Consider the following 12,114-nt stretch of genomic DNA (forward strand, 5'->3'; position numbering starts at 1 on the left):
CATGGTATTTGAACTTCCTGCGTTACCATACGACAAGACGGCGCTGGAACCGCATATTTCCGCGGAGACGCTGGAATACCATTATGGCAAGCATCACCAAGCTTATGTGACCAAGCTCAACGAGCTGATCGAGGGCACCCCCGACGCCGGAAAGTCTCTTGAAGAGATCATCTCGTCATCTTCCGGGGGGCTGTTCAATCAGGCCGCCCAAGCCTGGAACCATACCTTTTACTGGCACTGCCTGTCGCCGAGCGGTGGCGGCGAGCCAAGCGGCCCATTGGCAGACGCCATCCAGGCCCGGTTCGGGTCCTTCGAGGCGTTCAAGGAAGCATTCAATGCCAAGGCCATCGATAACTTCGCCTCCGGCTGGACGTGGCTGGTCAAGACGACAGATGACGGCGTGGAGATCATCAATACCGATGACGCCGACTCGCCCATTGCGCGCAGCCAGATTCCGCTGCTGACGGTCGATGTCTGGGAGCATGCCTACTATGTGGATTATCGGCATGCACGTGCCAAGTATCTGGAAGCCATCTGGAACGTCATCAACTGGGATTTCGCTTCTCAGAATTTTGCCTGAGCCTTGGGACGTCCTGCCGCAGGGGATGAGCTAGCCGGAGCGGTATGATCGGGTTGAACGACACCCGCATTGCGCGGAGTGTCGTTCGGACATTGGCAGTCGATCAGGGGTCGGCCCGACGCCCTATGCCACGATACACCAGCCCACGCGATGCCACATATGCCGGATCATAGATATTGCGCCCATCAAGGATCAATGGAATGCGCAACATCTCGATCAGTCGACGCCAATCTGGATTCCAGTAGCACTTCCACTCGGTCACCAGCATCAGGGCATCGGCCCCCTGGCAAGCGGTATAAAAATCCCCCTCGCATGTTTCTAGCAGCGGCTGCTGAGGATAGTGGGCTCTCAATGCCGGCAGCGCCTCGGGGTCGTGAACGCGAACCTTGACACCCTGGGCCCATAACGCTTCCAGCAATATCAACAGTGGAGCATGATCGATGCGCGTCGTGCCCGGTTTGAAGGCCGCCCCCCAGATGGCCACGGTACGTCCCTCGAGCTGGCCATTGAAGTGACTCCACAGCTTACGGAACAAGGTTTCCTTCTTGTTCTCGTTGATGTCGAGCACGTGCTCCAGCAACAGGGACTCACGGCCCGTGGAATGCTGCACATCGGCCAGACGCATGAGATCGCGAGAGAAATTGGGTCCGCCGAAGCCACAGCCGGGATAAAGATATTCGTAGCCGATACGCGGGTCGGCTCCCATCCCCTGGCGCACGTATTCGACATCGACGCCTAGCGAATCCGACAGGCCCGCCAGTTCGTTCATGTAGCTGATACGTGTTGCCAGCATGCCGTTGATGGCCAGCTTGGTCAGCTCAGCGGCACGCCGAGGCATGCATTGGAAGATTTCATTGCGGCGGTTGAAGGCCCGCAACAATTCACGCAGCTGTCGGGTCGCCCAGTCATCCTCACTGCCCAGCAGCCAGCGTGAAGGACGCGTGAATGTCTGCCAGGCACGCCCTTCCTCGAGCATGTCGGGCAATGCCACGGCGACTTGTCCGGCATGTCCCAGCAGTGCCTCGAGACGCTCGGTCTGACCGATGGGAAACGTGGAATTATTGACCACGACCAGCGGGGTCGTTTGTCTACCCGGCACGCGCGCTACGTAGGCATCGGCAGCATCCCGCTGATCTGGAGCCAGTGCCAGCCAATGGATGTCGGCATCGGCTTCGGCGGAGACTTCCTCGACTAGACGGAGCATCCCCGAGCTCAAGCTATCATCGATTTGCGTCTTGAGGCCGGGCTCACGCGTCAGCCATTCCGCATTCGACAAGCTGGACCAGGGAAAGTCGGGGTGCGGCCACCATGCCACCTGATGTCCGACCGACGACAGCGCTGCAGCGGCCGTAGCCGCTGCCAATTCACTTCCGTGCACCACCACTCGCATAATATCAGCCCTCTTTGGCGTAGCGAGTCAGCAGTTCGCGGAAACCTTCCCCGAACTTGGGATGACGTTTGGCCAGTACCATGGTGGCTTCCAGATAACCCAGCTGATGCCCGCAATCATAGGTGGCGCCCTGCATCCGGTAGGCGGCGACCCCTTGGGTTTCACGTAATGTGTCGATGGCGTCGGTCAGCTGAATCTCGTTGCCTGCGCCAGGAGGCGTCTTGGCCAGGATCGAGAAAATGCTGCCCGGTAGAAGATAGCGTCCGATCACGGCCAGCGTCGAAGGGGCTTCTTCCACCTTCGGCTTCTCGACCATGCCGGTGATTTCCTCACTTTCTCCCGGTGCTGGCGTATCTCCCTTGAGGGCGACAATGCCGTACTTGTAGGTCAATTCTTCAGGCACGTTCTCGACCATGATCTGGGCATCGCCCGACTTCTCGTAGGCGGCAATCATGCCGGCCAGATCGTTACGCTCGAGGCCTTCGGCGTCGACCAGCACATCAGGCAGGAGGACGGCGAAAGGTTCGTCGCCAATGACCGGCTGGGCACACAATACGGCATGCCCCAGGCCCAAGGCTTCAGGCTGGCGGACACTGATGATTTTGACATCCGCCGGCACGATACTACGGACTTCCTCGAGCATGTCCTGCTTGCCCTTGGCCTCCAGCATCGATTCGAGTTCGTAGTGCTTGTCGAAATGATTTTCGATGGCACTCTTGCTGGAATGGGTGACCAGGACGATTTCCTTGATCCCGGCAGCCACAGCTTCTTCGACTACATACTGAATGACCGGCTTGTCGACGATGGTAATCATTTCCTTGGGAATCGCTTTGGATGCCGGCAAACAACGGGTACCCAGACCAGCGACAGGCAGCACAGCCTTACGAATCATAAAAACTCCTTCCTTGGTGTATATGAAAGCGACTTTCGCAGTATGGCATAGCTGCGCCCCGCTTGCGACGTCACCCCGCATTGACTTGGGGATGGTTTCGATAAGCCCGGCCAGCGTGATAACACGGAATTGAACGTGCCCAATCTCTCTGGCGCCATGCATCGCTCGCCCTTTATGCCAGCGTCTCGTTCACTTCTCCACAATAATATTCTCGGCTCGACGGGGTCATGACAATGGGCCCAAAATCACACCGTGAGAGAGTAGAATGGGCCGATCATACTCAAGGAGGCCATCGATGCCACCCGCGGGGCTCGAGGCCGAGCCGCTGATCGAAGCCTGCGGTGTGCCGCCGATGGCTTCAGGGCTGCTGAGGCCATGATGACCGTCGGCGAAGCGATCGATTCGGAAGAGTTCAAGACCATGGCCATACATTACCAGCGGACCATGACAGGCACGCACGTTACGAACACTATGAGGGAAGGCAAATGACAGCACCGCTACGCCACAATGTGGACCAGGGTGAAATCGCCAAGTTCGAGGCACTGGCCAACCGCTGGTGGGATCGCAACAGTGAATTCAAGCCGCTGCATGACATCAATCCGCTGCGTCTGGGTTTCATCAGTGCACGTGCCGGCCTGGCCGACAAGAAGGTTATCGACGTTGGCTGTGGCGGCGGGATTCTCAGTGAGGCCATGGCGCATCATGGCGCCCAAGTGACGGGTATCGACATGGGCGAAGCCCCTCTGGCGGTGGCACGGCTGCATCAGATGGAAACCGGCGTGGAGGTGGATTATCGCCAAGCCAGTGCAGAGGAGATGGCCGCGGCGCATCCCGGCGAATACGATGTGGTGACCTGTCTCGAAATGCTCGAGCATGTCCCGGACCCCGCGGCAGTCATCCGGGCCTGCACGACGCTGGTAAAGCCTGGCGGCCACGTATTTTTTTCTACTATCAATCGTAATCCCAAGGCTTATGCCTTCGCGATTCTGGGTGCCGAGTACGTCCTGCAACTGTTACCCAAGGGCACTCATGAGTACCGCAAGTTCATTCGCCCCTCCGAACTTGCCTCCTGGTGCCGCGAAAGCGGCCTGCGCGTACGCGAGCAGACCGGACTGACATATAACCCCGTGACGCGTCGCTACCGACTGACCGGGCGTGACGTTTCGGTCAATTACATGATGCACTGCACGCGCGAATGGACCTCGCCAGAGCCAGGCCTATGACATCGGCTGTTGCATCCTTGCCCGATGCCCTGCTCTTCGACCTGGATGGCACGCTGGTCGATACGGCACCCGACCTGGCCAAGGCAACCAATGTGCTGCGCGCGCATCATGGCCTTGAGGACTTGCCCTACGAGGTCATCCGTGCCGAAGTTTCCAACGGCGGCAGTGCGCTGGTTCGTCTGGCGCTGGGGCTGGAAACCTCGCATGTCGATCACGCCGAGGCCCGACGCTTCCTGCTCGAAGCCTACGGCCACGATGTCGCGTCGCAAAGCTGCGTGTTCCCGGGGCTTCAGCGGCTGCTGGATCGCTGGGCAGATGCCGAGCGTCCCTGGGGCATCATCACCAACAAACCGCGTGCTTATGCGGCCCCCTTGATCGAAGCCTTGTCACTCACGCCAGGAGTCCTGCTTTGCGCCGACGATCTGCCGGTCAAGAAGCCCGATCCCGAGCCGCTATGGGAAGCGGCCAGGCGTCTGGGAATCGCCGCCTCCCGCTGTTGGTACATTGGCGATCATTTGCGCGACATGCAGGCGGCCCGTGCCGCTGGCATGCAGGCCATTGCGGTGCGTTACGGATACATTAGCGACGAAGAGACGCCCGACACTTGGCCAGTGGACTGCTGGTTCGAGACGCCTGAGGCGTTGACCGATGCGCTGCTGACACAACTGGAGAGAGGCTCATGACACGCTGAGCGGATAGCAGAACGCCTCCCGACGGGAGGCGTTCTGCTAAAACGCTATCCAACAGGAACATCGTCAAGAGCGCGGCGGCTGAGCGTCGAAAGACTCTCCCGAATGCTCTCGACTGTCCGGCCCCATCAGCCACAGGTAGGTCGGCATGATATCCTCCGGGGTTCGCAACGTGTTGACGTCTTCTCCCGGGTACGCCGTCTTGCGCATCTGGGTACGTGTTGCGCCCGGATTGAGGCAGTTGACGCGAATTGAGGCGAGATTCTCCAGCTCATCTGCGAGAACCTGGACGAAGCCCTCGGTCGCGAACTTGGACACCGAATAAGCTCCCCAATAGGCGCGGCCCTTACGCCCTACCCCGGAGGAGGTAAAGATGACCGAGGCATCTTCAGACGCTTTGAGAAGGGGCAGCAATGCCTGTGTCATCCAAACCGGGCCATTCAGGTTGACTTGCATGACCTGTTCCCAGAGCTGGGGATTATACTGCTCGAACGGCGTGAGACGCCCCAGCTGGCCGGCATTGTGCAGGATGCCATCGAGACGCCCGAACTCCTTATCCAGAGCCAGGGCCATGTCCTGGTAATCCTTGAGCGTCGCCCCCTCGAAGTTCAGAGGGAAAATGGCGGGCTGAGGCGCCTTTAGTGCTTCGATCTCATCATAGACTCTCTCCAGCTTGGCGGTCGTACGTCCAAGCAGGATCACTGTGGCGCCATGGCGAGCATAGGTCAGCGCCGCTGCGCGGCCAATCCCATCACCGGCGCCGGTCACGAGGATGACCCGCCCATCAAGCAGATCGGCGGGCGCCTGGTAATCAATCCGACAGTTCATTGCCACTCCTGTCATGCATGGAATCAGTTACCGGACTGGTTGATGAAATCCGAGGCCATTTGTGCCGCATTGCTATCGGGATATTCGCTCTGGACACGCTCAAGCAATTGACGGCTATCCTCTGGCTGTCCCTGGCGGGCACGCAACAGACCGAGTTTATAGAGGGCGTCAGGTACCTTGCTGCTTTGCGGGAACTCGTTGATGACGGTTTCGAAAGCCTGCGCGGAAGCCTCGAGATTCGATTGTGCGGAGTACAACTCACCCAACCAGTAATGAGCATTGGCTCTTAGGCTGGATTGCGGATGGTTATCGATGAAAGCCTCGAAGTCGCGAATCGCCGTATCGAAATCACGCGACTGAACCTTTTGGAATGCGGCCTGATAGGCCTCGCGACCTTCCGCATTTCCACCATCATCACTCACGGCGCTCGCATTTTCGGTCGTTCCGGCTTCGCTGGTCTGGCCATCGCTGGGGTTGGAGCCACGGCTGGGCGCCTGTCCCAGGCGTTGTTCAAGATCGAGATATCGCTCCTGCGATAGCTGGCGAAGCTGTTCAAGCTGATGACGCAGCTCTTCGATTTCTCCGCGCAGTTGTTGAATCTGCTGCTGGTTTTCCTGAACGTCATTGAAAAGGGTCAGACTGCCTCCCCCTTTCTCACGGACCACCGCCTGATTATAGATGGACTGGGGTTGTGCCGTCAGGTCTTCGACTACAGGTTGGGCCCATACGGACAACGGGAGCACTAAGGCTCCCGCGCCGCACAGTCCTTTCAGACTGTGTTTCATGCTTGATTCCCTTTAACGCTTACTAGGATCAAAGCTTAGCTTAATAGACAAAGACTACGCGACGATTCTGAGCGTAGGATTGTTCGCTGTGGCCCTGTACGGCCGGACGCTCTTCGCCGTAGCTGACGATCTCGATCTGTGAGGGAGAAACGCCCTGCACGGTCAGGTACTGCCGGACGGCCTTGGCACGACGCTCCCCCAGTGCCAGGTTGTATTCCCGAGTACCGCGCTCGTCGGCATGACCTTCCAGCACGATATTGGTATTCGGGTGGGACTGGAGATACTGGGCATGCGCGTTCAGTACGGATTCGAATTCCGGACGAATAGTATCGCGGTCGAAGGCGAAATAGATTGTCCGTACTTCCGGAATCCGATCCTGCTGGCCCAGTTGCTGGGAACCGGAGGTCCCCTGACCCGTTGTCATGCCAGTGGTGCCGGTGCCAGTAGTACCGGCAGCGCCATCCATGCCCCCATCCTGGGTGCCACCGCTGCTGGAGCAACCAGCCATAACAGCGAGGGACAGAGCTACAGCCAGGCTCTTGGCATACGGTTTGAATTGCATTGTCATCTCCTTGCTCGAATGACACAACAACATTTAGTAATGCTTATTTAAAAGGGTGACCACGCGGGTTCGCGAACGTCACCTTGTGGCGAAGGCAGGCGGAAAGACGCCCGTCCATCGGCCGACACTGCACCCAATACCCCTCGGGTTCCTTGCTGGGTGGCGAAGATTACCATAGTGCCATTCGGCGCAACGCTGGGCGACTCATCCCACTGGGAATCCGTTAGAACCGTGACGCGTCCTGTCTCCAGATTCTGCTTTGCCACGTGATAACCGCTGTCATCACGATGCACCATGTATATCTCTTTACCCTCTGGTCCGAAACGGCCGCGGGAATTGTAATTTCCGGTAAAGGTTATGCGTTCTGCCTGCCCGTTGGCAATATCCAAACGATATAATTGTGGTCCTCCGCTACGATCGGAGGTAAAGATCACACTCCGGCCATCCGGCGACCAGCTGGGCTCGGTGTCAATCGCTGAATTATTGGTCAAACGCTGGAAACTGCGAGCCCCTATGTCCATGACATAAATCTCGGGCTGACCGTCTTTCGACAGAGTCATCGCCAGTTTTCGTCCATCGGGTGACCAGGCCGGGGCGCCATTAAGGCCTTCGAAAGAGGTGGCGCGTACCCGCTGACCGGTCGCCAGATTCTGGATATAAATAGCGGGCCGTCCTGTCTCGAAGGAGACATAGGCCAGCTTTTGTCCATCCGGCGCCCAGGCGGGTGACAGGATGGGCTCGTCCGAAGAGAGTATCTCCTGACCATTGTATCCATCCGCATCGGCGATATGCAGTGAAAAGCGGATGTTATCGCCGACACCGCTGGCCGTAACGTAGGCGATACGTGTTGAGAAGGCGCCGCGAATACCGGTAATGGCCTCGAATATCTGATCACTGATGTAGTGGGCGCTGGCGCGTAATTGGTCGCGATCCGAAGTGACCACCTCACCGATCATGCGGCGTTCGCCATAAATGTCCATAAGTTCAAACTGGATACGATAATTGCTGCCATCCGGCTTGACGCTGCCGACCACCAGATAATCGGCATTGACCTGACGCCAGTCACGATAAAAGACATCCTCGCTACGGCTGGGCAATGCAATAAGCGAATCGCGGCTCAGCGGCTCGAACTGCCCGCTGCGCGCCAGATCATCGCTAATGATGCGCGAAATATCTTCGGAAATCCCCCCCTGCCCGCTAAACTCGAACGGGACAATAGCGATGGGGATGGCCTGATCATTGCCCTTGGTAATTTCAATGGTCAGCTCGGCATGCGCCATGAGGCTCGCCAGCAGCATGAGCAGCCCAAAACATAATATATTGATTCGTTTCATCAGCGCATATCCTCTGGTTTGAAGTCCAGATTGAATTCACGGAACTGGCGTTGTGCGGCCGGATCAAGCTGGCGCAGCTCTCTAAACGGTGCAGCTTTTTCTACTGCCACGACCACGGAGCGGTCGAACGCAGCATTGCCGCTACTTTGAATTATAGTGGCATCAACCAGCTCACCGGTGGGTAATAGGCGAATGCGCACAATGGCACGCATTCCTGCGGAAGAACCCGCAGGCAGCACCCAATTCTGCTCAACGTAACGCCTCACCAAATTCTTGAAACCGTTGGCAGCCTCATTGGCCTGTCGTGCATTGGCGATCGACTCTTGCTCGTTGGCAATCATATTGTCCAATGAGGAAGAACTTGCCTCTGCAGCGCGCCGCGCCGCCTCTGCGGCCTGACGTTTCTTCTCGGCTGCCGCTTCGGCCTGACGCTGCTTCTCGGCTGCCGCCTCGGCCTGACGTTTCTTCTCGGCTGCCGCTTCGACCTGACGTTTCTTCTCGGCTTCCGCTTCGGCCTGGCGTTTCTTCTCGGCTTCCGCTTCGGCCTGACGCTTCTTCTCGGCTTCCGCTTCGGCCTGACGCTTCTTCTCGGCTGCCGCTTCGGCCTGACGCTTCTTCTCGGCTGCCGCTTCGGCCTGACGCTGCTTCTCGGCTGCCGCTTCGGCCTGACGCTGCTTCTCGGCTTCCGCCTCGGCCTGACGCTGCTTCTCGGCTTCCGCCTCGGCCTGACGCTGCTTCTCGGCTGCCGCTTCGGCCTGGCGCTGCTTCTCGGCTTCCGCTTCGGCCTGGCGCTGTTCTTCAGCGGCTATTTGAGCCTGTTCGAGGCGTTGGCGTTGTTGCTCGGCCTGTTCAGCTTGCTCTGCACGCCTCTGGGCTTCCGCTTCGGCTTGGCGCAGGGCTTCTTCTCGCGCTTGCTGTTGGTTAGCCTGTTGCTCGGCTTCGGCTTCGGCTTCGGCTTCGGCTTCGGCTTCGCGGGCCTGTTCTTCCTCCTGAGCCTGGCGGGCAGCAGCTTGTGCTCGCGCTTCCTGTACCCGCTGGGCCTGGTCCGTCGCGGTTTCGGTGCTTACCAAGGTGGCCTGAACGATAGACGAAGATGTCGGAGTCGGTTCACTCGCCGGAAGTTTGAGCATCGTCAGCAGCAGAACCCCCACATGTACGCCAATCGCCAAAACGATAGGCACACCATAGCCTACACGGCGTTCGTGTCTCGCCATGTCGACTCCTTAGTTGTCTTTGGCAGGGGGCTCGGAGATCAGCCCCACGTTCGCGACACCCGCTATCTGCAATGTGCTCATCAGAGTGACGATCTGCCCATAGGCGACATTGCGATCCCCTCGCACCATGACGGGGGTTCCCGGTCGACGACCGAGGATTGCCATGACCTGATCGCCGAGTGTCTCCAGGGAAACCGAGGTTTCCTCATCGCCCAGCGAGATGTAGTAATTGCCCTCTCGATCGACGGAAACGATCAGTGGCTCCTGATTTTCGGTATCGATCGGCTCGGACGTGACTTGCGGCAACTCGACCTGCACCCCCTGGGTGAGCATCGGCGCGGTAATCATGAAAATCACCAGCAGTACCAACATGACATCAATGAATGGCACTACATTGATTTCTGCCATCGGCTTGCGTCGATGGCCACGATTATAGGGACCTTGCATGATTCGGATCCTTGCTCAGGCAGCGCTACGTTCGTCGCGACCCTGCAGATTACGATGCAGGATGGAATGAAACTCCTCGGCGAAATCTTCGTACTTGCCGAGGAGCTGCGTCGCCTGGGCCGACAGCCGATTGTAAAAAATAACGGCAGGAATCGCCGCGAAAAGCCCCATCGCAGTTGCAACCAAGGCTTCGGCAATCCAGGGGGCGACGGTGCTTAAGGTGGCCTGCTGCGCCATGGAGAGGCTCTGGAACGAGCCCATGATGCCCCATACAGTGCCGAACAAACCGATATAAGGACTGGCCGATGCCACCGTTGCCAGAAAGATCAGATGCAAATTGAGACGATCCTCCTCACGGGACAAAGCCACACGTTGAGCGCGCTGCACACCTTCAAGCACCGCATCGGAGCTCTTCGTCTTGGGCAGCAGCCGATTGAAATCCCGGAATCCCGACCGAAAGACGTGCTCGGCCCCGTGCACTTCCTGCTCGGGAGGTGCCTCACGGTACAACTCGTTGAGGTCAACGCCAGACCAGAAGCGCTCTTCAAAATCGGCATAGGCTTTCTTGGCCCGCCTGAGGGCGAAGCTACGCTGAAAAATCACGACCCACGAGGCAATCGAGCCAGCCAGCAGCAGCAGCATGACTAACTGCACCACAAAACTGGCATTCATGATCAAGTGGGGAATGGACATGGTGTCGTTCACGGCTATCCTCGTTACGCTAATGTCAACCGTTAAGCACTGGACGCAGCGCATCCGGCCATCTTATGGGGCGAAGCCGCTCGGCATCGAGACAGGCAACATCGACCTGGGCTTCGCACAATCTTTCCCCGCGCCCCACCACCTGCTGCCTGAACGTCATTCGACACGCCGATGTATCGACAACCTCGGCACTGACCAGCAGGTGATCGTCAAGACGGGCGGGCTTGGCATAGCGGCATTCCAATCGATGAACAACCAGTTGGATTCCCGCTTCCAGCAATTGTTGCTGGGAAAGCTCGTACTGCCTGAGCCACTCACTGCGTGCCCGCTCCATGAATTTGAGATAATTGACGTAGTACACGATGCCACCGGCATCGGTGTCTTCGATATAGACCGTGATCGGATGCTGAAACACACTCATGTCGCATCATTTCCTGGCGTGAGGTCGGCCACCGAGTCGGTAACCGGCAAGCCGAAATGCAGGTAGGCCAGCCGCGTCACCATGCGTCCTCTGGCAGTCCGCAGCATGAAACCTTGCTGAATCAGATACGGCTCGAGAACATCCTCGATCGTGTCACGCTCCTCACTGATCGCGGCAGCCAAGCTGTCGACACCTACCGGGCCGCCGTCGAACTTCTCGATCATGGTCAGCAGGAGACGGCGATCCATATGGTCGAGTCCATGGCGATCCACATTAAGCATATTCAGTGCCTGATCGGCAATCTCGACATTCAATCGGCCGTCGCTGCGCACTTCGGTAAAATCCCTGACTCGCCGCAGTAGACGATTGGCAATACGCGGCGTACCACGCGCACGCCGGGCAATTTCCGCAGCGCCTTGCGCATCCGCCTCGATCCCCAGTAGATGTGCCGAACGCGTCACGATTTCGCTCAGCTCTGCGACGTTATAGAACTCGAGACGCTGCACGATGCCGAAACGATCACGTAACGGTGCAGTCAGCAATCCGGCACGGGTCGTGGCGCCGACCAGGGTGAATTTGGGCAGGTCCAGCTTTATCGAGCGCGCCGCCGGGCCATCTCCGATCATGATGTCGAGCTGGTAATCCTCCATGGCGGGATACAGCACTTCTTCCACCGAAGCAGGGAGCCGGTGAATCTCATCGATGAACAGAACATCGCCGGCCTGAAGATTGGTCAGCATCGCCGCCAGGTCACCGGCACGCTCCAGCACCGGCCCCGAGGTGGATTTGATGTCCACGCCCATCTCCTCGGCGATGATGTTGGCCAGGGTCGTCTTGCCCAGCCCCGGCGGGCCAAACACCAGCGTGTGATCCAGGCTGTCGCCACGCTGACGAGCCGCCGTGATGAAGATGTCGAGCTGCTCGCGCACACGAGGCTGACCGATGTACTCGGCCAATCGCCGCGGTCGAATGGCGTGGTCGGCACGCCCTTCTCCCTCCATGGGCTGAGCCGCGATCAAACGGTCGGTTTCGATCATCGCGACATCC

At 58.5% G+C, this 12,114-nt stretch carries 14 protein-coding genes; 3 read left to right on the forward strand and 11 right to left on the reverse strand.

All coding sequences use genetic code 11. The features are described from left to right. Position 1: 1 nt before the first annotated feature. Positions 2-580, forward strand: coding sequence for a superoxide dismutase (locus tag ACW4DH_RS07690; protein ID WP_459635786.1), 579 nt, complete (start codon positions 2-4; stop codon positions 578-580). A 103-nt stretch (positions 581-683) separates the two neighbouring features. Here ACW4DH_RS07690 and ACW4DH_RS07695 read toward each other — a convergent pair whose 3' ends face one another. Together ACW4DH_RS07695 and galU are read right to left on the reverse strand one after the other, a co-directional pair. After that, positions 684-1,970, reverse strand: a complete 1,287-nt coding sequence (locus tag ACW4DH_RS07695; RefSeq protein ID WP_459635787.1) for a nucleotide sugar dehydrogenase — start codon at positions 1,968-1,970, stop codon at positions 684-686. A gap of 4 nt (positions 1,971-1,974) precedes the next feature. After that, on the reverse strand, positions 1,975-2,862 hold the full coding sequence (galU, locus tag ACW4DH_RS07700) for a UTP--glucose-1-phosphate uridylyltransferase GalU (protein WP_459635788.1): 888 nt from the start codon (positions 2,860-2,862) through the stop codon (positions 1,975-1,977). Between the two features lie 485 nt (positions 2,863-3,347). Between galU and ubiG the strand changes: the two genes are divergently transcribed. Continuing rightward, positions 3,348-4,085, forward strand: a complete 738-nt coding sequence (gene ubiG / locus ACW4DH_RS07705; RefSeq protein WP_459635789.1) for a bifunctional 2-polyprenyl-6-hydroxyphenol methylase/3-demethylubiquinol 3-O-methyltransferase UbiG — start codon at positions 3,348-3,350, stop codon at positions 4,083-4,085. Beyond that, positions 4,082-4,768 carry an HAD-IA family hydrolase gene (locus tag ACW4DH_RS07710; protein ID WP_459635790.1) on the forward strand — a complete coding sequence of 229 codons (687 nt, stop codon included), beginning with the start codon at positions 4,082-4,084 and terminating at the stop codon, positions 4,766-4,768. The genes ubiG and ACW4DH_RS07710 overlap by 4 nt, the downstream gene beginning before the upstream one ends. A 72-nt stretch (positions 4,769-4,840) precedes the next feature. On the opposite strand, the gene ACW4DH_RS07715 is transcribed toward ACW4DH_RS07710, so the two are convergent. Genes ACW4DH_RS07715 through ruvB form a run of 9 tightly spaced genes read right to left on the reverse strand, consistent with a single transcriptional unit; the run spans position 4,841 to position 12,104 of the window. Then, on the reverse strand, positions 4,841-5,602 hold the full coding sequence (locus ACW4DH_RS07715; protein ID WP_459635791.1) for a YciK family oxidoreductase: 762 nt from the start codon (positions 5,600-5,602) through the stop codon (positions 4,841-4,843). Positions 5,603-5,625: 23 nt separating this feature from the next. Then, a complete protein-coding gene (ybgF, locus tag ACW4DH_RS07720) occupies positions 5,626-6,387 on the reverse strand; it encodes a tol-pal system protein YbgF (protein ID WP_459635792.1) in 762 nt (253 codons plus the stop codon). A gap of 40 nt (positions 6,388-6,427) precedes the next feature. Continuing rightward, positions 6,428-6,949 carry a peptidoglycan-associated lipoprotein Pal gene (pal, locus tag ACW4DH_RS07725; protein ID WP_459635793.1) on the reverse strand — a complete coding sequence of 174 codons (522 nt, stop codon included), beginning with the start codon at positions 6,947-6,949 and terminating at the stop codon, positions 6,428-6,430. Positions 6,950-6,996: 47 nt separating this feature from the next. Continuing rightward, complete coding sequence (gene tolB / locus ACW4DH_RS07730) at positions 6,997-8,283, reverse strand: Tol-Pal system beta propeller repeat protein TolB (RefSeq protein WP_459635794.1); 1,287 nt, start codon at positions 8,281-8,283, stop codon at positions 6,997-6,999. Next, positions 8,283-9,497 carry a cell envelope integrity protein TolA gene (tolA, locus tag ACW4DH_RS07735; protein WP_459635795.1) on the reverse strand — a complete coding sequence of 405 codons (1,215 nt, stop codon included), beginning with the start codon at positions 9,495-9,497 and terminating at the stop codon, positions 8,283-8,285. Before tolA ends, tolB begins: the two co-directional genes overlap by 1 nt. Before the next feature lie 9 nt (positions 9,498-9,506). After that, positions 9,507-9,944 carry a protein TolR gene (tolR, locus tag ACW4DH_RS07740; protein WP_459635796.1) on the reverse strand — a complete coding sequence of 146 codons (438 nt, stop codon included), beginning with the start codon at positions 9,942-9,944 and terminating at the stop codon, positions 9,507-9,509. Positions 9,945-9,959: 15 nt separating this feature from the next. Continuing rightward, positions 9,960-10,649: a protein TolQ gene (tolQ, locus tag ACW4DH_RS07745; protein ID WP_459635797.1), complete on the reverse strand. Its 690-nt coding sequence runs from the start codon at positions 10,647-10,649 to the stop codon at positions 9,960-9,962. Between the two features lie 22 nt (positions 10,650-10,671). Beyond that, entirely contained in the window at positions 10,672-11,067 is a 396-nt protein-coding gene (ybgC, locus tag ACW4DH_RS07750) for a tol-pal system-associated acyl-CoA thioesterase (protein ID WP_459635798.1), read from the reverse strand. Next, positions 11,064-12,104 carry a Holliday junction branch migration DNA helicase RuvB gene (gene ruvB / locus ACW4DH_RS07755; RefSeq protein WP_459635799.1) on the reverse strand — a complete coding sequence of 347 codons (1,041 nt, stop codon included), beginning with the start codon at positions 12,102-12,104 and terminating at the stop codon, positions 11,064-11,066. Before ruvB ends, ybgC begins: the two co-directional genes overlap by 4 nt. Positions 12,105-12,114: the final 10 nt, after the last annotated feature.

Source organism: Halomonas sp. WWR20 (assembly GCF_054602495.1).

Bases quoted from the DNA above. Each gene is read 5' to 3' on its own strand.
- ACW4DH_RS07710 (WP_459635790.1), top strand. From the start codon at position 4,082: ATGACATCGGCTGTTGCATCCTTGCCCGATGCCCTGCTCTTCGACCTG.
- pal (WP_459635793.1), bottom strand. From the start codon at position 6,949: ATGCAATTCAAACCGTATGCCAAGAGCCTGGCTGTAGCTCTGTCCCTC.
- ybgF (WP_459635792.1), bottom strand. From the start codon at position 6,387: ATGAAACACAGTCTGAAAGGACTGTGCGGCGCGGGAGCCTTAGTGCTC.
- ACW4DH_RS07690 (WP_459635786.1), top strand. From the start codon at position 2: ATGGTATTTGAACTTCCTGCGTTACCATACGACAAGACGGCGCTGGAA.
- tolB (WP_459635794.1), bottom strand. From the start codon at position 8,283: ATGAAACGAATCAATATATTATGTTTTGGGCTGCTCATGCTGCTGGCG.
- ybgC (WP_459635798.1), bottom strand. From the start codon at position 11,067: ATGAGTGTGTTTCAGCATCCGATCACGGTCTATATCGAAGACACCGAT.
- tolA (WP_459635795.1), bottom strand. From the start codon at position 9,497: ATGGCGAGACACGAACGCCGTGTAGGCTATGGTGTGCCTATCGTTTTG.
- ACW4DH_RS07695 (WP_459635787.1), bottom strand. From the start codon at position 1,970: ATGCGAGTGGTGGTGCACGGAAGTGAATTGGCAGCGGCTACGGCCGCT.
- galU (WP_459635788.1), bottom strand. From the start codon at position 2,862: ATGATTCGTAAGGCTGTGCTGCCTGTCGCTGGTCTGGGTACCCGTTGT.
- ACW4DH_RS07715 (WP_459635791.1), bottom strand. From the start codon at position 5,602: ATGAACTGTCGGATTGATTACCAGGCGCCCGCCGATCTGCTTGATGGG.
- tolR (WP_459635796.1), bottom strand. From the start codon at position 9,944: ATGCAAGGTCCCTATAATCGTGGCCATCGACGCAAGCCGATGGCAGAA.
- ruvB (WP_459635799.1), bottom strand. From the start codon at position 12,104: ATGATCGAAACCGACCGTTTGATCGCGGCTCAGCCCATGGAGGGAGAA.
- ubiG (WP_459635789.1), top strand. From the start codon at position 3,348: ATGACAGCACCGCTACGCCACAATGTGGACCAGGGTGAAATCGCCAAG.